Annotated in this window: 27 protein-coding genes; 12 read left to right on the top strand and 15 right to left on the bottom strand. The window is 36.4% G+C overall.

Features of this window, described 5'->3' with window-relative positions; translation table 11 throughout:
• Positions 1 to 56 precede the first annotated feature (56 nt).
• From ald to dltD, 6 genes are all read left to right on the top strand, one after another.
• Positions 57 to 1,190 carry an alanine dehydrogenase gene (gene ald, locus I5776_RS16610; protein ID WP_202777452.1) on the top strand — a complete coding sequence of 378 codons (1,134 nt, stop codon included), beginning with the start codon at positions 57 to 59 and terminating at the stop codon, positions 1,188 to 1,190.
• A 301-nt stretch (positions 1,191 to 1,491) separates the two neighbouring features.
• A complete protein-coding gene (gene dltX, locus I5776_RS21735; RefSeq protein ID WP_343066398.1) occupies positions 1,492 to 1,737 on the top strand; it encodes a teichoic acid D-Ala incorporation-associated protein DltX in 246 nt (81 codons plus the stop codon).
• 24 nt (positions 1,738 to 1,761) lie between these two features.
• The gene (gene dltA / locus I5776_RS16600; RefSeq protein ID WP_202777450.1) at positions 1,762 to 3,282 is read left to right on the top strand and encodes a D-alanine--poly(phosphoribitol) ligase subunit DltA; all 1,521 of its coding nucleotides are present in this window, start codon (positions 1,762 to 1,764) and stop codon (positions 3,280 to 3,282) included.
• Entirely contained in the window at positions 3,279 to 4,445 is a 1,167-nt protein-coding gene (gene dltB, locus I5776_RS16595) for a D-alanyl-lipoteichoic acid biosynthesis protein DltB (RefSeq protein ID WP_202777449.1), read from the top strand. The genes dltA and dltB overlap by 4 nt, the downstream gene beginning before the upstream one ends.
• Positions 4,446 to 4,458: 13 nt before the next feature.
• Positions 4,459 to 4,692 carry a D-alanine--poly(phosphoribitol) ligase subunit 2 gene (dltC, locus tag I5776_RS16590; protein ID WP_202777448.1) on the top strand — a complete coding sequence of 78 codons (234 nt, stop codon included), beginning with the start codon at positions 4,459 to 4,461 and terminating at the stop codon, positions 4,690 to 4,692.
• Positions 4,689 to 5,864 carry a D-alanyl-lipoteichoic acid biosynthesis protein DltD gene (gene dltD / locus I5776_RS16585; protein WP_202777447.1) on the top strand — a complete coding sequence of 392 codons (1,176 nt, stop codon included), beginning with the start codon at positions 4,689 to 4,691 and terminating at the stop codon, positions 5,862 to 5,864. The genes dltC and dltD overlap by 4 nt, the downstream gene beginning before the upstream one ends.
• A 67-nt stretch (positions 5,865 to 5,931) precedes the next feature.
• Here dltD and I5776_RS16580 read toward each other — a convergent pair whose 3' ends face one another.
• Positions 5,932 to 6,999 (bottom strand): undecaprenyldiphospho-muramoylpentapeptide beta-N-acetylglucosaminyltransferase, encoded by a 1,068-nt coding sequence (locus I5776_RS16580; RefSeq protein WP_202777446.1) that lies wholly within the window; start codon positions 6,997 to 6,999, stop codon positions 5,932 to 5,934.
• Between the two features lie 188 nt (positions 7,000 to 7,187).
• Between I5776_RS16580 and I5776_RS16575 the strand changes: the two genes are divergently transcribed.
• On the top strand, positions 7,188 to 8,291 hold the full coding sequence (locus I5776_RS16575) for a serine hydrolase domain-containing protein (RefSeq protein ID WP_202777445.1): 1,104 nt from the start codon (positions 7,188 to 7,190) through the stop codon (positions 8,289 to 8,291).
• Positions 8,292 to 8,296: 5 nt separating this feature from the next.
• Here the strand turns inward: I5776_RS16575 and I5776_RS16570 are convergent, their stop codons facing one another.
• Entirely contained in the window at positions 8,297 to 9,829 is a 1,533-nt protein-coding gene (locus tag I5776_RS16570; protein ID WP_202777444.1) for an MDR family MFS transporter, read from the bottom strand.
• A 448-nt stretch (positions 9,830 to 10,277) separates the two neighbouring features.
• On the opposite strand from I5776_RS16570, the gene I5776_RS16565 reads away from it, so the two are divergent.
• From I5776_RS16565 to I5776_RS16555, 3 genes are all read left to right on the top strand, one after another.
• Entirely contained in the window at positions 10,278 to 11,009 is a 732-nt protein-coding gene (locus tag I5776_RS16565) for a metallophosphoesterase family protein (protein WP_202777443.1), read from the top strand.
• A gap of 112 nt (positions 11,010 to 11,121) precedes the next feature.
• Positions 11,122 to 12,081, top strand: a complete 960-nt coding sequence (locus I5776_RS16560) for an ABC transporter ATP-binding protein (protein WP_202777442.1) — start codon at positions 11,122 to 11,124, stop codon at positions 12,079 to 12,081.
• Positions 12,082 to 12,084: 3 nt separating this feature from the next.
• Positions 12,085 to 13,605 (top strand): ABC transporter permease/substrate-binding protein, encoded by a 1,521-nt coding sequence (locus I5776_RS16555; protein ID WP_202777441.1) that lies wholly within the window; start codon positions 12,085 to 12,087, stop codon positions 13,603 to 13,605.
• 49 nt (positions 13,606 to 13,654) lie between these two features.
• Here I5776_RS16555 and I5776_RS16550 read toward each other — a convergent pair whose 3' ends face one another.
• Positions 13,655 to 14,254 carry an undecaprenyl-diphosphatase gene (locus I5776_RS16550; protein ID WP_202777440.1) on the bottom strand — a complete coding sequence of 200 codons (600 nt, stop codon included), beginning with the start codon at positions 14,252 to 14,254 and terminating at the stop codon, positions 13,655 to 13,657.
• A 177-nt stretch (positions 14,255 to 14,431) separates the two neighbouring features.
• On the bottom strand, positions 14,432 to 14,836 hold the full coding sequence (locus tag I5776_RS16545; RefSeq protein ID WP_202777439.1) for a DUF6220 domain-containing protein: 405 nt from the start codon (positions 14,834 to 14,836) through the stop codon (positions 14,432 to 14,434).
• Positions 14,837 to 15,015: 179 nt separating this feature from the next.
• Between I5776_RS16545 and I5776_RS16540 the strand changes: the two genes are divergently transcribed.
• On the top strand, positions 15,016 to 15,441 hold the full coding sequence (locus tag I5776_RS16540; protein WP_202777438.1) for a PepSY-associated TM helix domain-containing protein: 426 nt from the start codon (positions 15,016 to 15,018) through the stop codon (positions 15,439 to 15,441).
• Positions 15,442 to 15,461: 20 nt separating this feature from the next.
• Here the strand turns inward: I5776_RS16540 and I5776_RS16535 are convergent, their stop codons facing one another.
• The 10 genes from I5776_RS16535 to I5776_RS16490 all read right to left on the bottom strand — a co-directional run bounded on the left by I5776_RS16535 (position 15,462) and on the right by I5776_RS16490 (position 23,838).
• The gene (locus tag I5776_RS16535; protein WP_202777437.1) at positions 15,462 to 16,727 is read right to left on the bottom strand and encodes a sensor histidine kinase; all 1,266 of its coding nucleotides are present in this window, start codon (positions 16,725 to 16,727) and stop codon (positions 15,462 to 15,464) included.
• A gap of 3 nt (positions 16,728 to 16,730) precedes the next feature.
• Positions 16,731 to 17,408 (bottom strand): response regulator transcription factor, encoded by a 678-nt coding sequence (locus I5776_RS16530; protein WP_202777436.1) that lies wholly within the window; start codon positions 17,406 to 17,408, stop codon positions 16,731 to 16,733.
• 101 nt (positions 17,409 to 17,509) lie between these two features.
• Positions 17,510 to 18,679, bottom strand: a complete 1,170-nt coding sequence (locus tag I5776_RS16525) for an ABC transporter permease (RefSeq protein WP_246483821.1) — start codon at positions 18,677 to 18,679, stop codon at positions 17,510 to 17,512.
• The gene (locus I5776_RS16520; RefSeq protein ID WP_281397254.1) at positions 18,657 to 19,367 is read right to left on the bottom strand and encodes an ABC transporter ATP-binding protein; all 711 of its coding nucleotides are present in this window, start codon (positions 19,365 to 19,367) and stop codon (positions 18,657 to 18,659) included. The genes I5776_RS16525 and I5776_RS16520 overlap by 23 nt, the downstream gene beginning before the upstream one ends.
• A complete protein-coding gene (locus I5776_RS16515) occupies positions 19,367 to 20,347 on the bottom strand; it encodes an efflux RND transporter periplasmic adaptor subunit (protein ID WP_202777435.1) in 981 nt (326 codons plus the stop codon). Before I5776_RS16515 ends, I5776_RS16520 begins: the two co-directional genes overlap by 1 nt.
• A gap of 497 nt (positions 20,348 to 20,844) precedes the next feature.
• Positions 20,845 to 21,888: an alpha/beta fold hydrolase gene (locus tag I5776_RS16510; protein ID WP_202777434.1), complete on the bottom strand. Its 1,044-nt coding sequence runs from the start codon at positions 21,886 to 21,888 to the stop codon at positions 20,845 to 20,847.
• A complete protein-coding gene (locus tag I5776_RS16505; protein ID WP_202777433.1) occupies positions 21,881 to 22,234 on the bottom strand; it encodes a hypothetical protein in 354 nt (117 codons plus the stop codon). The genes I5776_RS16510 and I5776_RS16505 overlap by 8 nt, the downstream gene beginning before the upstream one ends.
• 20 nt (positions 22,235 to 22,254) lie before the next feature.
• Positions 22,255 to 23,028: an SDR family oxidoreductase gene (locus I5776_RS16500; protein WP_202777432.1), complete on the bottom strand. Its 774-nt coding sequence runs from the start codon at positions 23,026 to 23,028 to the stop codon at positions 22,255 to 22,257.
• Positions 23,029 to 23,434: 406 nt separating this feature from the next.
• Entirely contained in the window at positions 23,435 to 23,638 is a 204-nt protein-coding gene (locus tag I5776_RS16495) for a YwbE family protein (RefSeq protein WP_202777431.1), read from the bottom strand.
• A complete protein-coding gene (locus I5776_RS16490) occupies positions 23,638 to 23,838 on the bottom strand; it encodes a hypothetical protein (protein ID WP_202780897.1) in 201 nt (66 codons plus the stop codon). Before I5776_RS16490 ends, I5776_RS16495 begins: the two co-directional genes overlap by 1 nt.
• Positions 23,839 to 24,014: 176 nt before the next feature.
• Here I5776_RS16490 and I5776_RS16485 point away from each other — a divergent pair, with 176 nt between their 5' ends.
• On the top strand, positions 24,015 to 24,743 hold the full coding sequence (locus I5776_RS16485) for a polysaccharide deacetylase family protein (protein ID WP_202777430.1): 729 nt from the start codon (positions 24,015 to 24,017) through the stop codon (positions 24,741 to 24,743).
• Positions 24,744 to 24,872: 129 nt separating this feature from the next.
• On the opposite strand, the gene I5776_RS16480 is transcribed toward I5776_RS16485, so the two are convergent.
• Positions 24,873 to 25,274 (bottom strand): hypothetical protein, encoded by a 402-nt coding sequence (locus I5776_RS16480; RefSeq protein WP_202777429.1) that lies wholly within the window; start codon positions 25,272 to 25,274, stop codon positions 24,873 to 24,875.
• Between the last annotated feature and the right edge of the window lie 3 nt (positions 25,275 to 25,277).

Below are 25,277 nucleotides of genomic sequence, written 5' to 3'. Positions count from 1 at the left end.
GAATATAATAGCATTGTAAGCGCATTACTGACTTATCTTTAAGGAGATGTTTATAGATGATTATCGGTGTTCCTAAGGAAATTAAAAATAATGAAAATCGTGTGGCAATGACTCCTGCTGGTGTCGTTCACTTATTAAATGCTGGACATAAAGTAATTATTGAAACAAATGCTGGATTAGGCAGTGGTTTTACGAACGAAGAATATAAACAAGCTGGTGCGGAAATCATTGAAAGCGCTTCAGATGTATGGGCAAAAGCAGATATGATCATGAAAGTTAAAGAACCACTTGCATCTGAGTATGGTTATTTCCGTAAAGGGTTACTATTATTTACTTACCTTCACTTAGCTGCAGAACCTGAATTAACAAAAGCATTAGTAGATAGTGAAGTGATTGCTATTGCTTATGAAACAGTTACAGTAAATCGTACATTGCCACTTCTTTCACCAATGAGTGAAGTTGCAGGTAGAATGGCATCCCAAATCGGTGCGCAATTCCTTGAAAAAACACAAGGCGGAAAAGGAATTCTACTAAGTGGAGTGCCTGGAGTGAAACGCGGAAAAGTAACGATTATTGGCGGTGGAATGGTTGGAACAAACGCTGCGAAAATCGCTGTTGGTCTTGGTGCAGATGTAACAATCATCGATTTAAATCCAGATCGTTTACGCCAATTAGAAGACATTTTTGGTACAAGTGTTCAAACTTTAATGTCAAATCCATATAATATTGCTGAAGCTGTTAAAGAATCTGATTTGGTTATTGGCTCAGTACTAATTCCTGGTGCAAAAGCTCCTAAATTAGTGACAGAAGAAATGGTTAAATCTATGCAACCTGGCTCCGTTATCGTAGACGTTGCAATCGACCAAGGTGGAAACTTCGAAACAGTTGATCATATTACAACTCATGATGACCCTACTTATGTTAAGCATGGTGTTGTTCATTATGCAGTAGCTAATATGCCTGGAGCGGTTCCACGTACATCTACTATTGCTTTAACAAATGTAACCATTCCTTACGCAGTTCAAATTGCATCAAAAGGTGTAGTTAAAGCAGTGAATGACAACCCAGCCATTAAAGCGGGTGTCAACGTAGCGAACGGACATGTAACATTTGAAGCGGTAGCAAATGATCTTGGTTACAAATATGTAACAGTAGAAGAAGCGATTTCTAAAGAAGCAATAAATGCATAATTAAGTGATACGAACAAGGGTGTCAGGCACCGCTTGTGGACATTTGTCCATAGCGAGTGTCTGACACCTTTTTTAATAAGATGAGAAAGCATAAATTTTATAGGATTCATGTTCCGCTTTGTCTTGCAGCTCTTGAGGACAAATATTCTTCGGCATAAAAGTCAATGAGCGGCCTTTTTTGCCAGAAAACATTTGCTAGTCAGGGCTAAGCAAGGCTTTTACTCTTTTCTAAATTAGTTTATTTTTTTCTATTTATATTGAAACTTTTTTCCTGTTTATTAAGTCTTATTAATGTTATATAATGAATTGGTTCTACAAAATTTTTACAAAAATGTTTAAGAAGTGTGATAAATTTAATTATTATCACAAAGAAGAAGATAAATGGGAAGGGTTGCTTTTTTTGGAAAAAATAAAAAAGTTTTTTGATCGATTTATTGTCAATCAAAGTGTACGTACTCTTTACTATTTGCTCATTTTAATATTGCTCGTTTTAATATATGGTTTTCATGATATGAGTGCCGGACCATTTATATATGCCGAGTTTTAGTATTAATGAATGGATGGGGGATATATGGAATTACTAAAATCAATACAACAGGTTTCAATTGAATACCCAGAGCGCACTGCTTTTATCAATCGTGAAGTGTCAATTACTTATCGCGATTTATGGGAGCAATCTAGCAATTTGGCAAGGTATATAGAGGAGTATTCGAATCAAAGTAAATCGCCGATTATTGTGTTTGGACATATGGCACCTGAAATGATTGTTTCTTTCTTAGGAAGTGTAAAGGCAGGCCATCCGTATATTCCTGTTGATCAATCGATACCTACTGAAAGAATAAAAAAAATAATTGAAAGCTCAAAAGCTGAATTTTTTATCGCAACTGAAGATTTTGCGGAAGAAACTCTTTTAGAGTATCCGATAAAATATATAAAAAACACGCAGTTGGATGAGATTTTGATGCAACAAATGATGCCCTCTATAGAAGGTAAGTGGGTGAAGGAAGAAGACAGCTTTTATATTATTTATACATCCGGCAGCACGGGAAATCCAAAGGGTGTTCAAATAACTGCGAATAATTTACAAAGCTATGTCGACTGGATGGTTTCAGACTTTTCAATCGAAAATAGTGGAGTTTTTATGAATCAAGCACCATTTTCGTTTGATTTGTCAGTTATGGATCTTTATCCCGCTCTTAGTACTGGTGGGACCTTGTTTGCAGTAACGAAAGAAATGATTGCAAATCCGAAAGTTCTATTTGATGAATTGAAGTATTCTAATATTGAGGTTTGGACATCTACACCATCATTTGCACAAATGTGTTTAATGGAATCAACTTTCAATCAAGAAATGCTTCCGAAATTGAAAGTGTTCCTATTTTGTGGGGAAGTATTAACAACAGAAACTGCACGTCAGTTAAAAATACGTTTTCCACAGGCAAAAGTCTTTAATCTTTACGGGCCTACGGAAGCGACGGTGGCGATTTCGATGGTGGAAGTCACAAATGAAATCGTGGATTCACATTCTGTTTTGCCGATTGGTAAGTGTAAAAGTGATTCACAAATCCTTATAGTCGATGAGGAAGGCAATCAACTTCCTGAAGGTGAAAAAGGAGAAATGATCATTGTCGGTCCATCTGTAAGTAAAGGTTATCTTGGTGAAAAAGAAATTACGGATCGAGTATTTTTTATAAAAAATGGCATGAGAGCTTATCGTACGGGTGATGTAGGACTTATAAAAAATGGCATGCTATATTACCAGGGACGTTTAGATTTTCAGGTGAAAGTACATGGATATCGAATGGAATTAGAGGAAATAGAATGTAATCTTGTAAAATCGCAATATATTAAAAGTTGTGTAGTGAGTCCGATTTATCGAGAGGATAAAATTGATTACTTGTCAGCTTATGTCGTGCCAAGCGAGCATTCATTTGTAAAAGAGTATCAATTAACGAGCGCGATTAAAAAGGAACTTGCTCAATTATTGCCAACTTATATGATTCCGAGGAAATTCATTTATTGCGATCAGTTACCGATGACGGCTAATGGCAAAATTGACCGTAAGAAATTGTCTTCTGAGGTAATGACATGATTCCTTATGAATCTTTCCTCTTTTTCTTTATTGTAGCCATTCTATTACTACCAACAATTATATTGGGATTAAATGGGAAAGTATCAAAAGCTTATAATTTGGTAATAACGATCATATTGTTAGCTGTCATTTTTTCAAATAGTACATTGGGTGCAGTCTCACTTGTACTGTTTACAATTTGGCAAGTGATCCTTGTTAAGGGATATGCGATTTACCGCAAACAAAAAAATAATACTTTCATTTTTTGTCTTGCCTTTTTCGCTTCTATTTTGCCATTAGTACTAGTAAAGGTTTTCCCGCTTTTGGGGTTATCTCACATATTTGGCTTTCTAGGTATCTCTTATTTAACCTTTAAAGCTGTTCAAATGATTATTGAAATAAGAGACGGACTAATTAAAAGTGATCTGCCAATACTTGACTTTTTATACTTTTTACTATTCTTTCCAACAATATCATCCGGTCCAATTGACCGCTATCGACGTTTTGAAAAGGATCGAAAAAATGTTCCTTCGAAAGAACAGTATCGTGAACTACTTTATTTAGGTATTAATAAAATCTTCAGAGGCTTTTTATATAAATTTATTATTGCTTACTTAATTCATCATAATGTAATCGTTTATTTAACTGCAGGACCATTTGTTGAAACGCACCCATTTTTAGGAAACCTTTTGTACATGTATTCGTATAGTATGTATCTGTTCTTTGACTTTGCAGGGTACAGTGCGTTTGCAATAGGTGTAAGTTATTTGATGGGAATTAAGACACCTGAAAACTTTAATCTCCCTTTCATCAGTCGAAACATAAAAGATTTTTGGAATCGTTGGCACATAACGTTATCATTTTGGTTTAGAGATTATGTGTACATGCGCTTTGTTTTATGGATGACCAAGAAGAAGTGGATTAAAAACCGTTATACTGTTTCTAATTTAGGGTATCTATTATTATTCCTCATCATGGGGCTATGGCATGGGATTGCACCTCAATATATTATATACGGATTGTATCACGCGTTTTTAATGGTCAGTTTTGACTTTTTTGATCGTTGGAATCGGAAAACAAAATTTTGGCCAAAAAATAACGTTACACATGTTGTATCAGTAATTATTACATTCCATTTTATATGTTTCGGGTTTTATATTTTTTCAGGACAGTTATTTCGCTAAAGGAGAATGAACAATGGATAAACAAGAATTATTTAATATTTTAGTAGAGGTTTGCCAAGAGGATATTGTTAAGGAAAATCCAGATATTGATCTTTTTGAAGAGGGACTATTGGATTCTTTTGGAACGATTAATTTACTAGTTGAAATCGAAAGTCGACTTGGAATTACTGTTCCAATTACAGAATTTACACGTGAGGAGTGGAATACTCCGAATAATATTGCTGAGAAATTGGCTGAAATGGAATGAAAAAATATGCATTTGTTCCGATCATTATTGCAGTAGTACTATTTTTAGTTTTTGTCTTTTTTCCAAATAATTGGCTTAAATCATTTATTTCGGATAAAAAAGTACAGAGTGCTGCAACGGAACTAAATCCTTTAATGTTTCAAGGGGATTACGTGCAAAAGAAAATCCTCGAAGAAAAGAATTCTTTCCCTATTTACGGTTCGTCGGAATTGGCTCGATTTGATCCATTTCATCCATCAAATTATTTTGCAGCTAATCAAAAAGGATTTACCCCATTTTTATACGGGAGGGGCGGAATGCAATCGCTGATTCATTTCATGAATTTTGCCTCCCAGGCGGATCAATTAAAAGGGAAAAAGCTGGTATTTATCATTTCACCGCAATGGTTTCACGAAGAAGGAATAGATGATGCTCATTTTTCTCCTAATTACTCGAGACTACAAGCTTATGATTTAGTTTTCAATCATAGTATTGATTCAAAACTGAAAAGAATGGCGATGGCTCGATTGTTGAAATTTAATACGGTGAATCGGGATCAAATCTTATCGACATTATATAAAGCGGAGATAAGTAATAGTAAATCATTACGATTCAAAGCTGACTGTGCTAAGCCAATTGCCTATTTGAATTGGCGGCTATTACAGAAAAAGGATTTGTATTATTCGTTGTATGGAGGTCATCAAAGGAAAAGACATCAAAACCCTCAACTTGTTAAAAATAAGTCATGGGATAAATTGATGCGCTCAGCTGAAAAATATGGCCGCAAACAATCAAAGAATAATCCATTTCATATATCGGATAAATATTATAAAAAGAAGATTGCACCAAAAATAAATGAGCTTAAAAATTATAAAAAAGATACATCATTTGCTGAATCCGTAGAATATAAAGATTTTCAAATGGTATTGGATCTTTTAAAAGAAAAAGGTGCAAAGCCGCTTTTTGTGACACTTCCTGTTAATGGTAAATGGTACGACTACACTGGTTTCCCTAAGGAAGGAAGAACTTCTTTTTACAAAAAGATTAAAAAGCAAGTAGAAGCCGCAGGATTTCCAATTGCTGACTACTCAGTACATGAATATGATCCATATTTCCTCAAAGACACCATCCACATCGCGTGGAAAGGCTGGGTATATATGGACCGAGCAATGGAAAACCACTGGAAACAATAACCAATAAGGTGTCAGGCACCTCTTGTGGACAAATGTCCACAGACGGTGCCTGACACCTTATTTTGATTTAAAGATATTTATTTATTTCGTCCACTAGTACTTGGAGAGCATTTCCTTGTTCTGATGAGGACATGGCGGTTTGGTAATTTTCCTTTTTGCTCATGACAAAATCCAAGCCGCTTATTAATGAATCGTTCGTTAAATTTTCTTCCTCTATTGTCAATGAATATCCTTTATCTTCGAATGCTTTAGCATTCAAAATTTGATCGCCTCGGCTTTGCTGTTTCGTTAATGGGATGATAACCATCGGGATTTTTAAAGCTAAAAATTCAAAAATCGCATTCGATCCGCCTCTTGTGATAACAATATCGGTCGCTGCTAAGATGTCTGGTAATTCCTCATTGATATATTCAAATTGTTTATACCCGGGAATATTCAAAAGCTTATCATCGATATTCCCCTTTCCGCATAGATGTACGATTTGATACTTTCCAGTGAGCTGTTTTAACGACGACCTGACAGCTTCATTCACTTTTTTCGAACCTAAGCTGCCGCCCATAATCGTTAAAATTGGTTGATACGTATTGAAATTGAGAAAGGATCTTCCTTTTTCCCAGGAGCCATTTAAAATTTCCTTTCGAATCGGAGAACCAATAACCATTGTTTTTTGTTCAGGAAAGTATTTTTTCGTTTCCGCAAACGAGGTGAAGATCTTCGTCGCAAAACGTTGCGAAATTTTATTAGCCAAACCGGGCGTCATATCACTTTCATGAATAAAGATCGGGATCTTTAATGACTTTGCCGCCATTATGACGGGCACAGATACGAAGCCGCCTTTTGAAAAAATAATCGTAGGTTTCAGTTTCTTTAAAATTCTTCTTGCTTGCATGCAACCTTTAAGTACTCTAAAAATATCTTTTACATTCTCGAAATCAATATATCTTCTTAGCTTTCCGCTAGAAATTCCGTAATAAGGTATGTTTATTTGAGTGATTAACTCTTTTTCAATTCCCTTTTTTGATCCTATATAATGAATATCCCATTTAGAACGGTCCATTTCCTTAATGATGGCAATGTTAGGTGTCACGTGACCTGCTGTTCCCCCACCTGTAAAAACAATTTTCTTTTTAGACATAATTCCTCCTACATAAGTTAAAGATAATGACTTTATAAATTATATCTTATTTATCCAGTTTCATGATACTAATCCTTCTTTTTTTCTGAAGGGAATATAAATTTATCTCTTTTATCTAGAAATACTCTCAGTATTATCTCCTATAAATTGGTTAAAATATCGTTACTGCTCACCAAAAGGAGATAAAAATGCAAACATCGCGAAGAAAACACGATAAAAGAAAGAAGAAAAGATTAATAAATTTTTCTGTTTCCTTTATGGTTTTTCTAATGATTGGATTACTATGTCATACAAATAGCCTAATGGATAGTGGGATTCATCATTCTAACGGGAAGGTGCTTTCTACACCTGCTACCTTTTATCCCATTGATCTTTATTTAAAAAGCTCTCATTTTAGTGGAACAGCTTTGATTGTGAAAGATGGTAAAATGGTGTTACACAAAAGTTACGGTTTAAGTCATCGTGCCAAAAAAATTATTAATGAACCAAATACACAGTATTATATTGCTTCACTGACAAAAGCGTTTGTTTCCACGGCAATTATGCAGTTAGAAGAACAGGGAAAACTAACTAGGGAGGATCGTTTAGCAAAATACTTCCCTAAATTCCCGCATGCGACTGAAATAAAAATTAAGCATTTGCTTTCGCAAACATCTGGAATTTCTCGCCGGAATGAAAAAGGGGGGAAACTTACGAAGCATGAATTAATGAAAGATATTTCCCGCCATGCCTTAACTATTCATTCAAAACCTGGTGAAACATGGGAATATACGGATTCGAACTATTCACTTCTTGGGCTCATTATTGAAAAGGCATCTGGAATGTCACTTCATGAGTACATCACGAAGTTCATTTTTAAACCTTTAGGGATGGAACAATCCGGATTTGGGGATGCTGCCAAAAAAGACTCGTCCCTTTCCATCGGTTATCAGAAGAGATTTAATTTCATCTATTCCCCAACTAGATTAGATTTTTCTCAACTATTTGGCAGTGGCGATAGCTATTCCACTGCGTACGATCTATATAAATTTGATCATGCGTTAATAACTGGAAAGCTCATTGACCGAAGCAGCGTAAGAAAACTATTTACACCTACGAAAAATAGGTATGGATATGGTTGGTATATTCATCAAAAAAACTATTCCATACATGGACATATCCCTGGATGGTCGGGAATTAATAGCATTTCAAAAGACGGAAAGGATTTTATCGTCCTTCTATCAAATTTACAAAGTTTATCAGAATTAAAGAATATATATGCGGAAATAGAAAAGGGTGTAAGTGCCCTTTAAGACACTTACACCTCTTCTTCTGATTTTGATGAAAGAACTTCTTTTTTCAAAAACCAGCATAAGACAAATGCGATGTTAGCAATTATGAATGAATACATATAAATATGTTGGAATGATTCAACAAAAAGTGTTTTTATTTTTGTGTAGAGTTCAGGAGAGAGCCCTTTCGGAATACCACCCGCAACCAATCCACTCATATTTTCAGCCATGCTTTTAGGCAGTTTTGATCCTAACTCGCCTACTTTTGATGTAAGGGTTGACGATAGCATTGTCCCAAATATACTTACTCCGATTGTTGCACCGATTGATTGAAATAATGGTACAGTCGCCAAAGCAATCCCTTTATGCTCTTTTTCAACGGATTCTTGAACGATTAAATTATCTCCGCCAAACATGACCCCTAAGCCAAGCCCTGTAATGACAAAGAAAATAATAATTTGGATAATCGTCGTGTGAATCGACATATGTGAAAATAAATAGAACCCAATAATCGGCATAATAAAGGCAATTCCGAATAATTCACGATAACGAACCTTTGTAATTAAAAATCCTGAAATCATCGCTGAGATAATTGCTCCTACCATCATCGGCAGGGTTAAATATCCAGCTTCCGTCGGTGAGAGTCCTAACACATTTTGTGCGAAATATGGGAAGGAAGAGAAAGATCCCATAAGCCCAATTCCTACTGCAAATACAATCACTGATAACACTAAAATATTTCGATTTTTAAATAAGTGAAGCGGCACAATTGGTTCCTTCACCTTTGTTTCCACCCAAATAAAAATACCAAGCAGCAATACACCTAGGCAAAGCAAACCAATTATGAATGGTGAGCCCCATGTATATCCTTCATTTTCAATTAGTACAGGAGTGATCAATAACGAAATAATTGCAGATACTAACAAGATTGCACCTGCCCAATCAATAATTACTTTTTTCTTTTCGTTTCCTTCCTTTAATCCACTTGCTAAAAGAACCGCTGCAAGTACTCCGACTGGAATATTCACAAAGAAAATCCAATGCCAGCTTACTTGATCGACGAAAAATCCACCCATTAACGGACCTAATAACATTGGAATGAACATAATTGGTCCCATAAACCCTTGAACCTTCGCCCGTTGTTCAACTGGAAAAAGATCACTTGAGATGGTCATCGCAAGTGGCATCAATCCACCAGCCCCTAATCCTTGAATGCCACGTCCAATCAATAACATGGTCATCGATTGGGATAGTCCGCAAACAATCGATCCTCCGATAAAAAAAGCCATCGAAGCTAAATAAATCTTTTTTCGTCCGACTAAATCCGCCAGCTTTCCTAAAATCGGCATAAATGCTGATAATGCCAGCATATAAACCCCGGCAACCCATCCATACATAGATAATCCGCCAAGATCACGAATAATCGTAGGCATCGCCGTATTCACTACGGTTTCATCTAATTCCGAAAAAATTAACCCGATAATTAACCCAACCATAACGAGAATTCTATTGCTTTTATTTGTTACAAGTTGGTTTTCATTTTTTAAAATGTTTTCCATCATATCTTTCCTTTCCTTGTTGAGTATTTGCAGTATATAAAATCTTTATGAACTGAATATGAACTTTTTAATTGTTGGAGCGATTATTACATCAATGACGTTGACCGTTCCTTTCCGCTCCAGGCACTTGCTTTCCGCGGGGAGGAAGTCGAGCCTCCTCAGCGCTCCGCGCTTGCGGGGTCTCGACCTTTCCTCTATATCCCGCAGGAGTCAAGCTCCTTCCGCTCCAATCCACTCTGCGTTTTCATATTTGTTAGATGCAACAATCTATTGAATTTTTTTTGCAATTTTTTCGACTTACAATTCCGTTATGAAGGGCTGATTGGAGCGGAAATCACTTTCATACTGACTAATAGCAACAAAGTTTGCAAAAAGAGCTTTACAAAAACAAGATAATAGAAAATAAATGTGAAAAGTTGTACTATTTAGAGAAGAAAAGGGGTATCGTATGAATAAAAATAGAATTCTTGTCATTAGTGACATCCATGGTTGTTTTCATGAGTTTAAGGAATTATTATCACTAGCAAAATACGATTCTAGTGTAGATCAATTGATACTTTTAGGCGATTACATGGATAGAGGAAAAAACAGCAAAGAAGTCATTTATTTCGTGAAAGAATTAGTAGAGAAGCATGGGGCCGTAGCAATAAAAGGTAATCATGATCAAATGTTTTGTAATTGGTTAGCAGATCCGATTGGTGAAAAGGAAAGATATTTTCGAAATGGAGCATTAGAAACCATACAATCCTTCTTGGATGAGAGCTGTAATCATCCTGCAGAAGAGGACTCAACATATCAAGAATGGGCGCAAAAAATCGAAGAAACACATAAAGAAATTGTTTCGTTCATCGAAAACCTCCCATATTTTTATGAAACAAATGAGTTCATTTTTGTTCATGCAGGAATCAATCCGGAACATGATGATTGGAAAAAAACGAGTAATCACGAATTGATATGGATACGGGATCCGTTTCTTCAAGTAAATCATTCCTTTTCCCGGACGATTATTCATGGTCATACACCAGCAATTTACTTGCATGAAAAGGCTGATGTATATTATGGTAATAAAAAAATAGGTATTGATGGTGCCTGTGTATATGGACATCAATTAAATTGTTTAGAAATAAAAGACGGCATGTTTAAGGAATATTTTGTTAAGGCAAACGTAGCATCGTGCTAGAAAGAATAAAAAAGGCTGTTTACAAAACTAGGTAAACAGCCTTTTTACTACCTATTGATTTACACTCCAATCAACATAGAACCCAAGAAGATCAAATTAAAGGAGATAAAAAATGATTCGATTTGAACACGTATCAAAGGAGTACCCTGATGGAACAAAAGCTGTCGACAATTTGCATTTCTCGATCAATAAGGGGGAGTTTTTTGTCCTAATCGGTCCAAGTGGCTGTGGAAAAACGACGACATTGAAAATGATTAATCGTTTAATTGAGTTGTCACAAGGAAACATTTATATCCAAGATAAAAATGTAGGTGACTATGACATCCATTCCCTCCGATGGAATATTGGTTATGTTCTCCAACAAATTGCCCTCTTTCCACATATGACGATTGCAGAAAATATTGCAACGGTTCCAGAGCTAAAGAAATGGAAAAAATCCGATATTAACAAACGGATTAATGAGTTATTAACGATGGTCGGCTTAGAGCCAGAGAAATTCCGAGAACGTAAACCGGATGAACTTTCAGGTGGGCAACAGCAACGGGTCGGTGTCATTCGGGCGCTGGCAGCCGATCCGGATATTATTTTAATGGACGAACCCTTCAGTGCATTAGACCCGTTAAGTCGGCAACAACTACAAGATGATTTATTATCGATGAAAAAACAAATACATAAAACAATCATTTTCGTTACACATGACATCCATGAAGCATTTAAACTGGGGGATAGAATATGCATCATGAAGGAAGGTCAGGTTGTTCAAATTGATACACCTGAACAAATTATCAATCATCCAGCAAATGAATTTGTGCGACGTTTTTTAAAAACACAAAATGATAAACGTGAATGGGAAGAGGAGCTCGTTGAGAGTTTGCTTCAGTGGATTATCCCCAATCCAACTCCGTCTTATTCGTTGAAAACTATTTCGACAGGGGAAAAACTTTCTGCTCTACTATCCATCTTAGCCAGTGATGGTGAAATCGCTGTTGAACACGATAACAAAATAATCGGCACTGTAACTAGCCATACTGTTATCCAATATTTAGCCAGCCAAGAAGAAGGGAGGGCATAACGAATGGATCGGTTAATCCAAGTATTTGAACAGCGAAAAGGACAACTATTCCAAGCCTTTTTAGAACATCTGCAAATTTCGTTTATTGCACTCCTAATTGCGATATTGATTGGAATACCCGTAGGCATCTACATTACAAAGCACAGAAAAATTGCGGAAGCGGTCATGGGCATTGCGGCCATCTTTCAAACCATCCCTTCCTTGGCATTATTGGGATTATTAATTCCGTTAGTTGGCATCGGGACAGTACCAGCGATTATTGCCCTTGTTGTATATGCGTTATTACCGATATTACGAAATACGTATACAGGCATTAAGGAAGTGGATGCCTCATTAATTGAGGCGGCACATGCAATGGGAATGAATAATCGAAAACGATTAGTTAAGGTGGAGCTGCCACTAGCTTTTCCTGTTATAATGGCAGGAATTCGAACAGCAACGGTTCTAATCGTCGGAACGGCTACCCTTGCAGCATTGATTGGCGCGGGCGGATTAGGAGATATTATCCTTCTTGGTATCGATCGCAATGATCATTATCTCATTATTTTAGGTGCCGTTCCCGCTGCGTTATTAGCGATTATTTTTGATGTCGTCCTACGTATGATTGAACGCTATCCTTTCAAGCGAACGATGCAAATTGGCGGCATTGCTATTGTAGCTGTACTGCTTATCATCGTTATCCCGCAAATAGGCGGAAATAAAGGGGAAAAGCTTGTTATTGCCGGAAAACTTGCCGCGGAACCCGAGATATTAATTAATATGTATAAATTATTGATTGAAGAAGACACAGATTTAACGGTGGAATTAAAACCCGGTTTAGGGAAAACATCAATGGTTTTTAATGCATTAAAATCAGGTGATATCGATATTTATCCCGAATTTACGGGAACAGCCATTTCTACTTTTTTAAAAGAAGAGGCTGTAAGTACGGATGCAGCTGATGTGTATGAGCAAGCTGAAAATGGAATGCTTGCGAAATATAAGATGATCATGTTAAAGCCAATGAAGTATGGTAATACATATGCACTTGCAGTTCCAACTGATTATGCAAAAAACAATAACTTACAAACGATCTCAGACTTAACAAAGGTACAAAATCGTGTAAAAGTTGGCTTCACCTTAGAATTCTCTGATCGGGAAGATGGCTACAAAGGAATCATCAAGAAGTATGGAATTGAATTCCCACATATGCAAACGATGGAGCCTAAATTGCGCTATAATGCGCTGAAACAAGGGGATATTCAATTATTAGATGCTTATTCGACAGACAGCGAATTAAAGCAATATAATATGAAAATTTTACAGGACGATAAACATCTTTTTCCACCCTATCAAGGAGCTCCATTATTAAGAAAGGAAACATTAAAAAAATATCCGGAGTTGAGAGAAATATTAAATAAGCTAGCAGGGAAGATCACCGAGGATGAGATGCAGGAAATGAATTATTTAGTAAATGTCGATGGACAATCAGCTGAACAGGTTGCGAAGCAATATTTGCAAAAGCATGGGATTCTGAATAAATAAAGAAAAAGATGGCGAAACGTTTCGTCATCTTTTTTCTTTATAAATATAATCAGTAGTTCTCCGTTTTGTTTTTCGACGGAAGAACTCGATTTTCTACTTTTTCATACATGCGAAGCAATTGCTTAATGAAAGCTAGTTTTGGAACAATCCAATAAACGATAAGTGCCGAAATAATACCCAAAAGTGCTCCAGTAGCAACGTCAACTGGATAGTGAACTCCGACCATCACACGCGAAATGGCGACAAGAATGGCAAGAACAATCCATAGCCACCATTCCTTTTTCCGAACAAGAAAAAAGGAGAAACAAATGGAAAAGAAGATAATTGAGTGATCACTCGGGAATGAATTATCAATGGCATGTTCGACTAATTTATTCACATGTGGTAATTCAGCAAAAGGTTGATGGTGGGAGTACAGTTTACCGGCTATTTTGCCAAGAACCTCTGCAATTGCAGTAGCAACCACTGCTTGAATCACCATCATTCGATTCTTTGGTCTTCTAGTAAACCAATGAACGAGAAGTGCTAAAATTAAAAAATACAGCATGTATTCAGCCACAAAAACCGCAACCGGTTGGGTGGCAGGTATTTCTTTTCCCACATTATTTATTGATCGAAAAACATCAATGTTAATTTCCGAAAAAGACATAAGTTTATTCTCCTATCATTAAACTATTAATTTCTCTATTCACATAAAACATATAATCGTTTCCATTTTATCTTACTTTCCGCTTCCAATCTACAAGAATTTAATGGTCATTTGATGAAGAATATGAAAAATAGAGCATCATCTAATGAAGGTAATGCCCTAAAGATAAACTAATTGTTATTTGTGTCTGAGCATTTGAGCCGCTCGTTGTGTAACATTTACTGAAAGGATAAACAGCACCATTGCTATGACAGGATGTGCAGCAGCTGAATATTTGATTGGTACGATTGTATTACTGTGTGCGGTGAAATACATAAGAAAAATTAAAACGAATAGTCCGGCACTTTGCCAACGCATTCCGACAGGCAATTTCCCTACAAAACTAGTAATCAGCATTAATAGCGGAAGCCATTCAAAGAAATGGATAAAGTTTGTATGGTTTGCCCAATTCGATGGATTGATAAAAATAGCTAGACCCGCAAAAAATACTTGGGTGAGCAAACACATAATAAATAGTATTGAGAGTATGAGGAAAATCATTCTTCCAATTTGATTTGTATTTGTTGGTGTATCTTTCGTCATTCCAATCCCCCTTTCATTATCGTACTTAATTTTATAGAAATATAGTCGTTTTTTAACGGACTAGAGTCTTAGTTTTACGTAAGATTATAGTCGTAAATTTTAAGCGAAATTTAAGCGAAATCCCGCATAATCAACTTGTCCAATAAAAACAATAGTTCATTTTGGAGAGGAGATTTGGGATGAAAAAGGTGAGAAGACTTCATTTTTGGGTAGGAATTATTGTGTCAATCTTTCTATTAATAGAATCAGTTACTGGAATTTATTTGTATTTCCAAGAGCAAGGTAGAGGAGAGCGGCAATTTCCACCACAACAAGGGATGATGAATGAGCAACAAGAATCAACCACAGAAGGAAATACTGCTGCACAAAATGGATCGACCACAGTTCCTAATAAACCATTTAGGCAAGGAAATGGTGAATTTGGAGAGAATCGAAGCATAAATTCATTAAGTATGAATATTCGAAGCCTGCACAATGGAATAGTTGGTCTCATTGCAGCAATAGGTATGCTTATTTTGTCTATTACAGGTATCGTTTTGGCAATCATCATTGCAAGAGCGAATAAAAAAAGAAAACAGAAGACTGTGCCTTCGGTTGAACGATAAATTAAAAAGGAAAAACCAATCTAGTAGGTTTTTCCTTTTTGTATTTTAAGCGTTTCTCGTTTGGAAAATTGAATCTCGAAGCGGCTGCCTTCACCTAAATTACTTTCGACTTTTATTTTGCCCGCATGCTTATCAACGATCCATTTGGCAATGGAAAGCCCTAAACCTAAACTAGTTGATTTGGAACGCGCTTTATCAACTTGGTAGAAACGGTCAAAAACCTTCGACACATCTTCTTCCTTCATACCGATTCCATTATCCTCCACAACAATTCCAATCATGTTCTTTGTTTCATAAGAGGATAATTTAATAACCCCGTTTTCATTTGTATATTTCATCGCATTATCTAATAAAATGACGATTAGCTGATGGATGCGATCCTTATCACCGAAAAAAGAAATTGGTGGGGAGGAGTCGAGGGTAAGTTGTTTTCCTTGAAATAAAGCTACTTCGGAATAATGCTCGACGATGTCATGTAAAAGTTCATCTAAAAAGAATTCCTTTTTCTCCATTTCGATTTCATTGGAATCCGAACGGGCAAGTGTCAATAAATTTGCTACGAGTTTCGTTAAGCGACGGCATTCTTTTAAAACAATCGAAATATCCGCTGCTTTTTCTTCAATCTTCGCATCTGGTTCTCGTAATAAAATCTCACTTTTGGCTTGAATGACTGCAAGTGGTGTTCGCAGTTCATGGGATGCATCCGAAACAAATTGCTGTTGCTTATTCCAAGCGTTTTTTATTGGAAGCAACGCCCTTTCAGCAAGATAAAAGCCAGCAATAATAGCTAATAAGCTCCCAATAAGACAGCCAACAATCATGATCGTTAATAATCGTTCCATGACATGATGCTCAATTTCTGTACTTCGAATAAATTCAAGGAACACTTGCTGATCTTTTAACTGAACCTTTACAGAAATGGCGCGGTAATAGGATCCTTTTACTTCAAGATCTTCTAATTTATTTGCTTGCTTTTGTATAAATGTTGCCTTGTGTTCCTCAATAAATTCTGGATTTAATAGATCATTACCGTTGATTAAATTTTGCTGTTTGTCCCAAATAAGAAGTGTAACGGATTGCGGTCCACCCATACCTAATCGGGGACCGGTAACACGTGGTAATTTCCCTTTTTCCAAATCATTCATTGCATTTTGTAATGAATGATCGACATCTTTATAAATATAAGAGCTAACAAAGTTATAAATAATGAAGCCTAATCCGGTAATTAAAATAATAAAAACGATTGAGTTTACGATTGTTAATTGAATACGAGTTTTTCTGAACATAGGTTACTCCATTGGATTTTTTAATATATACCCGATGCCACGAACATTTTGAATATCTTTATGGTACCCGAAACTTTCAAGCTTTTTCCGTAAATGATGTATATATACTTCCACAATAGCGACCGTTGTATCGGAATCAAATCCCCAAATTCGGTCGTAAATTTGCTCCTTCGTTACAATTTTTCCGCTATTTTGGATAAGATACTCAAGTAATTCATATTGTGTAATTGTCAATTTCACGGGGTGTTCATCGATTTTTATTTCTTGTTCCTTGCCAAAAAGCTCGATTCCTCGATAGCGGATTGTATGATCAATTGTTAAATTTCCGCTTCGTCTAAGTAATGCACGAATCCGGGCAATAAGTTCGGGTGCTTGAAATGGCTTGACTAAATAATCATCGCCGCCCATTTCTAACCCTGTTACTCGATCTTCTAATGCATCTTTTGCCGTGACAAAAAGGATCGGCGTCATGATTCGTTCATTACGAAGTCGCTTTAATAGTTCAAATCCATCTATTTCTGGAAGCATCACATCAAGCAAAATGACATCATAGATATTTTGCATTGCTAAAAACAAACCTTCTTCACCATCTGTAGCCGTTTCTATTTCAAAATCATTTTGTAATATTTGTTTCATTGAGTCGAGTAAATCGACATTGTCTTCAACAATTAATAGTCTCACACGTATCTCTCCTTCGCTTCTATCATATCAAGGGAATGTCCATTTTGAAAATAGAGGAAGGGTCTACCCTTAATCGTGTAAGTAGCAGACCCTTTATTGCTTTATTCATATCGTAGCGCATGAATCGGATGTAGCTTCGACGCTTTGTTAGCCGGGAATACTCCGAAAACGATGCCTACAACAAGTGAAAATAGAAATGGAATCGCTGCAATGGATAATGAGTAACTTGGTGTAGAGCTAGTAATCATTGAATATATTTTTACAGTGGAGAACCCTAAACCTACTCCGATTAATCCACCTAAACCGCTTAGCACAATAGATTCGATGAGAAACTGAGTTAAAATGTCCTTTCGTTTCGCTCCAATCGCTTTGCGAATACCGATTTCCTTTGTTCGTTCGGAGACCGATACGAACATAATATTCATGATCCCAATTCCACCAACTAATAATGAGATACTGGCAATACCAGCAAGCAGCATCGTCATCGTTTTTGAAACGGAGCTCATTGTTTCCATTAAATCTTGTTGATTTGTGACGCTAAAGCTATCAGTATTATTATGGAAAATTGAATTAAGTGATCGTTCTAATGCAAACTCAACAAAATTTAATTGCTCTTCACTTTTTGCCTGGACAACAACGGATTGAATGGTGAGAGTTTGTAAAAGTCGTTCAGCAGTACTAAGTGGTGTAATAATAATGTTATCACCACTTTGTCCAATGGACGTTCCTTTCGATGCTAACACACCAATAATTTTATACGAAGTTCCATTCAGTTGGACCGTTTTATCAATTGGATTATCCACGCCAAATAATGTTTGGGCCGTTTCTGACCCGAGTACAGCGACCTTTTGGCGGTATTCGTTATCAATATCTGCTAAAAATCTTCCGTTTGTTAAAGATAAATCTTTAATTGTTAAGTAGGAGGAAGTAGTCCCAGTTACACTTACCTGTGTGGTCGTTTGTCCGTTTTTCGCCATTACTCTCCCTGAGACAAGGGGAGCGGCATCTTTCACGCCATTTAATTTTTTGAACGCCTCAACATCTGTGTCTTTTAATTCTCCATTATCCGTATCCAATACATTGACAGTTAATAAATTTGTTCCGAGATTATTAATCTCATTGGTTACGGATTGTGTTGAGGATTGTCCGATGGAAACAAGGGTGATAACGGAAGCAACACCGATAATGATTCCTAGCATGGTTAGGAAGGAACGCAATTTACTTGTCTGGATATTTTTTAGTGCTAATTTAATAGACGGAAGAAACTTCACGTTCTTTTCCTCCCTTTTCGGTTAGTTTGCCATCATTAATTTGGACAACTCGCTTTGCTTGATTAGCAATCGATAGGTCATGGGTAATGACAATGATTGTGCGTCCTTGTTCATTTAATTGTTTGATCACTCCCATGATTTCTTTACTCGTCTTACTATCCAAAGCACCCGTAGGTTCGTCAGCTAAAAGAATAGGAGGGTTGCACACAAGAGCACGGGCAATCGCTACCCGTTGCTGTTGTCCACCTGAGAGCTGGGTTGGTAAATGGTTTGCCCTTTCTAATAAACCTACTTTTTCTAAACAGCTTTCTGCAATTTTTCTTCTTTCAGATTGATTCATTCCTGAGTATAAAAGGGGTAACTCAACATTTTGAATAGCGGAAAGCTTGGGCAGTAGATTAAAATTTTGAAAGATGAACCCAATTTTTTTATTGCGGATTTTCGCTAATTGATTATCATTCATGTTGTTTACCTTATTGCCTTCTAAAAGGTAGTTTCCAGAATCGGGTTTATCGAGACAACCGATCATATTCATTAATGTTGATTTGCCGGATCCAGATGGACCGATGATGGCTAAAAATTCTCCTGTTTCAATTTGGAGGGAAACCCGATGGAGAGCAGTTACCGTCTCTCCACCAATCGTATAGGATTTCACCATGTTCTCGATGGAAATCAATGTGTTGGTCATTATGGTCTTCCGCCTCCGTTTCCATTATTACGGTTCATAGGTCCAGTACCACCATTTTGATTCATCCCAGGGAAATTCCCATTCATCATGCCGCCTTCACCCATGCCACGCATTTTTTCGTTCGTTGTGGAGGAACTTTTCACGATAGCAGGTAGTTCCACTTGCTGTCCTTTGCTGAGACCATTTGTTACTTCTATATATGTGTCATTGTGGATTCCTGTTTTAATTTCCACTCGTGAGGAAGAGGAATGTTCCTGATCCTGGTTATCGGTTTGTGGAATCACGACATATTTTTTATCACCATTTGAGTGAACAGCTTCAACAGGTATGTAAAGAGCATTTCCTTTACTTGCTGTTAAAATATTGGCCTCTGTTGACATGCCAACCTTTAGTTTTTTTGGTTCGTTAATATTTACTGTGACATCAAAAGTCGACACACCATTTGTTGCTTCTCCTTCTTTGGCAACATTCGTTACTTTTCCTTTAAATGTTTCATCAGGAAAGGCACTCGCAGTAATTTCCGCGCTTTGACCAACTTTAATATCAGAAATATCTAATTCATCAATTTTTATCGTTGTTTCAAGTTTTTTATAATTTGTAATATGTGCAATAACTTGTCCATCTGATGTTTTATCCCCACTTGCTACATCAAGTGATGTAATGGTACCAGTAATCGGTGCAACTATCGGATCACTTCCATCTGTAAAGGTGATGAGCTCGTCTCCTTTAGTTACGGTATCATTTTTTGAAACGAGAACTTCGTCAATTTCATCCATTTCTGTTGCTTTAACATCTTGGCTACTTGATGAAGAGATGGAGCCTGAGCCACTCACTTTTACATCTAGTTTTCCTTTTTGAACAGTTGCTGTCGAGGTAGCTGCCATAACCGGTTGTTGATTCTTTTTATTTTGGAGGAAATACCAGCTTGCACCTCCAATAACAATAACTGCAATAATGATTGTGATGATCCACTTTTTCACTCTATTTTCTCCTTTCGATTTTCCTTATTTAATTTTCCATAGAATAGGTTTGTTTTAGATTCATCTTTTGGAATAATTACATTATGAGTTGTCATTCTTAATTTTTTCTTAAATAAAGGCTGTTTTGTAAATAAACAGTGGTCCGTTCCTTTACGCTACAGGAGCTTGCTTTCCGCAGGGAGGAAGTCGAGCCTCCTCAGCGCTTTTCGCGCCTGTGGGGTCTCGACCTTTCCTCTATGTCCTGCAGGAGTCAAGCTCCTTCCGCTCCAATCCACTCCGCGTTTTCAATATTATTTTGTGTTCAAAGTAAAGCAGCAATCTTTTAGAAGGAACCAAAATAAAAAGGATGCTAGGTTTACCTAACATCCTTTCTTACTTAGCAAAATATAGTGAAGATTATTCCGGCGAAGCCTAGGTAGCCAATTAGTTCACAATGGTTTTTGAGAGGCTGAATTTCTTCAAGATTGTAAATCATGCGAATACCTCCTTTATTTTGTCTATTCGGTTGAATGAGAACGAAGAGATAGCCATTCGCTTAGGTAGGGAGGGAGTTTCCCGTCGATTGGTAAGCTTGCATGGCCCATCTTTAACATGTGAAAAGTTTTGTCTTTACTTGATACTAAATCCATAACTGGACGTATTTGTTCTGGAGGAACTAGTTTGTCAAACTGCGATCCAATAACTAATAGGTTGGCATTAATATTAGATAAATTAGCATCTTTTTCATCAATGACTAGATTTCCGTTGATTAATTTATTGTCTCGTACAAAATCGTTAAACAATTGTTTCAGCGCCGCACCTGAAAGTGGGATATGGCTTTTGGTCCAATCATTCATTCTGCTCCATTTCATTGTATATTGGTCATCATATGCCCGATTTAATAGTGATAAGTATGGGGAGAAATAGACTGGGGAGGTGATTAGCCTTATGCCGCCTTCAATAAATGGTGAGGGGATAAGACCGATTGAATCGAAAATTGGGTCAAAATTCGTATTTTTTTCTGTCAACGGTTTTTTCCACTGATTAAAGTAAGGAAAAACGTGAAAATCGATTGGCGTTAAGGAAAGAATTAAGTTTTTGATTGGTTGATCGGTGATACTCGCATGCATAGCAGCCAAAGTTCCGCCAAGACAGAAGCCCATCACTGAAATTTCATCCGCTCCGGAGTGAGTAAGAACTCTTCCGACCCCTTTTTCAATGTACTTTGTTACATAGTCATTGAGGGTTAAGTCTTTATCTTCATATCCTGGGGTACCAAAATCAAGCAAATAAACCTCAAAGCCATCATCGATAAATGCTTGAATTAAACTGTTTTCTGGATCTAAATCTAATATATCTGGTTGGTTAACTATGGAATAGACAAGTAGAATAGGGATCGTATAGTTTTTGACAGGTGGTTCGTAATACCATAACGTTGCTTTATTTTTCTTCCAAATGGCTTCACGCGATACGCCTGAGTAGCTGACAGGAGTGGTCAGCGTTTTGCTGAAGCCGGACCATCTTTGCACTTCTTTTTTAGCCTTGTGGATGTATTTATTCATGTTGCTCTACACCTTCTGAGGCTAATTGTTTAAGTTCCTCTAATGATTGTAAGATTGTATTTACTTTTTCATCGATTAGGTCTACTTTTTCTTCGGTTTGGATAGTAATTTTTGTCGCATTGGCTACATCATTTTTAGTAGGAAAATTGAAAGGAATTGAGATAGATTCGATTGAATTTTGAAGTTTACGTATAACTGCTGCCGAAACTTTACTATGTGTACCGAACTGTCTGATGATTGCCTCATGATTAAGCTGTGATTGGATTGCTTGATTAATTTTTGTTTCGAGGAGAAATCCGTTCCTTTTGATCAGACGATAAATATCTAATGATTGTTTATCGGACATTGTTGTAACTCCTTTCTACTTTATAGATTTGTAGTCAATCCACCATCAACTACCAATAGTTGTCCGGTGATATAGTCAGATGCTTTGGATGATAGGAAGAGTGCGGAGCCTTTTAAATCTTGGTCGGTCCCAAAACGTTTTGCAGGAATTTTACTTAATATGATAGTGGTTGCTTTGTCTAATGCTTTTGTTATTTTAGTAGGGAAAAAACCTGGTGCGATTGCATTTACTTGGATATTATATTGAGCGAGTTTAACGGCTAAGTCCTTTGTTAGAGAAACGACAGCACCTTTACTCGTATTGTAAGCGACGGAATCAAGAAAAGCCGGATTTGTTCCAAAAAGACCAGTAACAGAAGATATGTTAATAATTTTTCCGCCACCTTGATCTTTCATGATTTTTGCAACTGCCTGTGAAAAGAAGAACATGCCTTTTAGATTTACATTCATGACTTTGTCCCATTTGTCTGCTGGTATATCAAGTACAGGGGCAATCCAAGACGTTCCGCTATTATTAATTAAAATATCGATTGTACCGAAGTTTTTTATTGTTTCATCAACAACGTAATCGATGTCCTCTTGATTTGTAATGTCACATTTGAGGGCAATGGAATGGTATCCTTGTTGATTTAATAAGTCACTCATTTCTTGGCATGCTTGGATATTGCGTGAACATATGACAATATTTGCACCGGCTTCTGCAAGAGCAAGGGCCATTTGTGAGCCGAGGCCACTGCTGCCGCCTGTAATAATAGCCGTTTTATTCGTTAGATCAAATAATTCGGTTGTTTTCAAATACACCCATCCTTTCTAGGGAAATAGAGAAATTAACTTCAATTTATTATAGTTATTTGATAGGGGAAAGGTGTAAAAAATGATATTTTCGCCGCCGCCTTATTTATACAAGACTATTTTAATGAAAGGACATCTTTTTTTTACAAAGGTAAGAAAATATAAATTTTATAGAGTTAATATTCCTAATAAATAACTGCATTGTCTAGCTCCAGCGCCTATCGACTAGAAAACTTCAGGACTTCTCCCTACGATAAGTCAACATCGATTCGCCTTACAGGCTCATCTGTTTCCTTTATCTCAGTCAAAGTCCTTCCAGTTTTTACGTCGATGAGCAAGTCGCTTGCGCTTTTCTTAGCAGCATTGATTTTGAAAAAGGTAAAAAAAAGGCAAGTCCATCATCATTTAATTAATGAGGACCTACCATAATTTCCTTTACTCTGCCAACATGCCCGTCTGTAAGTCTTACTTTGATTCCATGTGGATGAAAACTTGAATTTGTAAGAATATCTTGGACAGTTCCGGCGGTCAAATTTCCGGTTCGTTGATCTTTTTTTAGAACAATGCGGACCTGGGTACCTGGTATAATGTCTTTTCGATTTTGTCCGTTCATTATACTCCCGTTCTTCTTCTTTGGTTATTTGTTTTTTTCGTTTGCTGGCTTTTCATTTTTTTTGTTGTGGGAAGGGTATTTTTATTTGAATTTCCGGAATTTGTATGACCCTTTTTATTTTGTAGCTGTTGTTTCATCGCTTCCTGTAAGCTAATTTTCTTTTTTTGTGTTTCCATTTGTTCAGAACGATCGTTTTCCATCGTGTACCTCCTAAATTCGTATTGTCATAAGTATAATCTATTTACTATGTAATGGAAATATTGCTGAAGAAAGACTAAGAGGTAAATTTACGGAAATTAAGGTATATCTTTCTCATAAAAAGAATGATGTTAGGGATACTATAAACGATATTTTTTTAAAAAAGGGGTGCAAGTTTATGCGAAAGGTGATGCTATTAGCCATCATCCTTTGTGTTTTTGGGTTTCCAATAGGGGTGCTAGGCAAACAGAAAGTACCAATTTTGATTTATCATTCAATTGATGAATATGCAGGCACTGGTTCAAAGGAATTGTATGTAACACCTGAAAACCTTGAAAGGCAAATGATCTACTTAAAGAATAATGGTTATACATTATTAACCTTTGAAAGATGGAAAGATATAAACTATGTTAAAAAGCCCGTATTTATTACATTTGATGACGGATATAAAAATAATTTAAATGCGTACAAGATTTTTCAAAAAGTAAAAAGTAATCAGTTTAAACCTTCAGGGACACTTTTTGTTATTTCAGATTTTATCGGCCGCTCGAACCGGTTATCAAAAAAGGATTTAGTAATGATGAGTAACTCGGGCATGTTCTCAGTTCAATCGCATACAGCAACCCATCCAGATTTAACGAAAGCTAAAAATATCGACTATGAATTAAAAGATTCCAAGGAAAAAATTGAACAAATTACAAGGAAACCGGTGATTGCACTGGCATATCCATATGGAAATTATAATAAACGCGTTGTCGAGGATACGAAAAAATACTATTCCTTTGGACTTACAACCACACCAGGAGCGTTCATTGAAAAAGGGCTAGCCGATGAGAATTATCTTTTACCGCGAATTTATGTAAAAAATTCAACGACTATTTCGGACTTTGCAAAATTGTTGGAGTGAAAGCTAAAATAAATTTAATTTTAATAAATTCCTTTTGGGAAGTGAAATCCGAGTTTTTCAAAAACATTGGTAAAAGGGCAAAAAATGAGAGGAATCAGGCACTTAGGATGCCTGCAATTCCTCTCATTTTTATTTTTCTTCTCCGAGATGTCGTCCTTGTATGAAAGTCATTAATAAAAAAACAATGAAACAAATAATTAAGAGAGATCCTCCAATAATAAAGAATAGCAGATTAAATGTTTCTATTCCTTTAATTGGCTTCATATTGTAGAGCCACATTCCGACGGTTAAGCCAAAAGATCCAACAATTGCTGTCCAAATATGAATGGTAGCTAGAACTGACTTTTTTGGAATGCTGAAAACACGATAATAAATCGCAAAGGCAAATAAGGATAACCAACCGACAACCAAGATATGAGCATGCACTGGGCGAAATGCATAGGCATTTGATGCCGCCATATGTGAACCAAGGACTGCGCCAATAACACCATATAACGCTGACATTCTAAGCAATAATTTTGTGCGATCCATAGT

Origin of the sequence: Heyndrickxia vini, from assembly GCF_016772275.1 — a bacterium.
GTDB lineage: Bacteria > Bacillota > Bacilli > Bacillales > Bacillaceae_C > Heyndrickxia > Heyndrickxia vini.
The sequence above is the reverse complement of the archived record's forward strand: the minus strand, read 5'-3'. Positions and strand labels throughout refer to the sequence as shown.

What these genes read in the sequence shown, in the direction of transcription:
- ald (WP_202777452.1), top strand. Translation starts at nt 57, where the DNA reads ATGATTATCGGTGTTCCTAAGGAAATTAAAAATAATGAAAATCGTGTG.
- dltX (WP_343066398.1), top strand. Translation starts at nt 1,492, where the DNA reads ATGAATTGGTTCTACAAAATTTTTACAAAAATGTTTAAGAAGTGTGAT.
- dltA (WP_202777450.1), top strand. Translation starts at nt 1,762, where the DNA reads ATGGAATTACTAAAATCAATACAACAGGTTTCAATTGAATACCCAGAG.
- dltB (WP_202777449.1), top strand. Translation starts at nt 3,279, where the DNA reads ATGATTCCTTATGAATCTTTCCTCTTTTTCTTTATTGTAGCCATTCTA.
- dltC (WP_202777448.1), top strand. Translation starts at nt 4,459, where the DNA reads ATGGATAAACAAGAATTATTTAATATTTTAGTAGAGGTTTGCCAAGAG.
- dltD (WP_202777447.1), top strand. Translation starts at nt 4,689, where the DNA reads ATGAAAAAATATGCATTTGTTCCGATCATTATTGCAGTAGTACTATTT.
- I5776_RS16580 (WP_202777446.1), bottom strand. Translation starts at nt 6,999, where the DNA reads ATGTCTAAAAAGAAAATTGTTTTTACAGGTGGGGGAACAGCAGGTCAC.
- I5776_RS16575 (WP_202777445.1), top strand. Translation starts at nt 7,188, where the DNA reads ATGCAAACATCGCGAAGAAAACACGATAAAAGAAAGAAGAAAAGATTA.
- I5776_RS16570 (WP_202777444.1), bottom strand. Translation starts at nt 9,829, where the DNA reads ATGGAAAACATTTTAAAAAATGAAAACCAACTTGTAACAAATAAAAGC.
- I5776_RS16565 (WP_202777443.1), top strand. Translation starts at nt 10,278, where the DNA reads ATGAATAAAAATAGAATTCTTGTCATTAGTGACATCCATGGTTGTTTT.
- I5776_RS16560 (WP_202777442.1), top strand. Translation starts at nt 11,122, where the DNA reads ATGATTCGATTTGAACACGTATCAAAGGAGTACCCTGATGGAACAAAA.
- I5776_RS16555 (WP_202777441.1), top strand. Translation starts at nt 12,085, where the DNA reads ATGGATCGGTTAATCCAAGTATTTGAACAGCGAAAAGGACAACTATTC.
- I5776_RS16550 (WP_202777440.1), bottom strand. Translation starts at nt 14,254, where the DNA reads ATGTCTTTTTCGGAAATTAACATTGATGTTTTTCGATCAATAAATAAT.
- I5776_RS16545 (WP_202777439.1), bottom strand. Translation starts at nt 14,836, where the DNA reads ATGACGAAAGATACACCAACAAATACAAATCAAATTGGAAGAATGATT.
- I5776_RS16540 (WP_202777438.1), top strand. Translation starts at nt 15,016, where the DNA reads ATGAAAAAGGTGAGAAGACTTCATTTTTGGGTAGGAATTATTGTGTCA.
- I5776_RS16535 (WP_202777437.1), bottom strand. Translation starts at nt 16,727, where the DNA reads ATGTTCAGAAAAACTCGTATTCAATTAACAATCGTAAACTCAATCGTT.
- I5776_RS16520 (WP_281397254.1), bottom strand. Translation starts at nt 19,367, where the DNA reads ATGACCAACACATTGATTTCCATCGAGAACATGGTGAAATCCTATACG.
- I5776_RS16510 (WP_202777434.1), bottom strand. Translation starts at nt 21,888, where the DNA reads ATGAATAAATACATCCACAAGGCTAAAAAAGAAGTGCAAAGATGGTCC.
- I5776_RS16505 (WP_202777433.1), bottom strand. Translation starts at nt 22,234, where the DNA reads ATGTCCGATAAACAATCATTAGATATTTATCGTCTGATCAAAAGGAAC.
- I5776_RS16495 (WP_202777431.1), bottom strand. Translation starts at nt 23,638, where the DNA reads ATGAACGGACAAAATCGAAAAGACATTATACCAGGTACCCAGGTCCGC.
- I5776_RS16490 (WP_202780897.1), bottom strand. Translation starts at nt 23,838, where the DNA reads ATGGAAAACGATCGTTCTGAACAAATGGAAACACAAAAAAAGAAAATT.
- I5776_RS16485 (WP_202777430.1), top strand. Translation starts at nt 24,015, where the DNA reads ATGCGAAAGGTGATGCTATTAGCCATCATCCTTTGTGTTTTTGGGTTT.
- I5776_RS16480 (WP_202777429.1), bottom strand. Translation starts at nt 25,274, where the DNA reads ATGGATCGCACAAAATTATTGCTTAGAATGTCAGCGTTATATGGTGTT.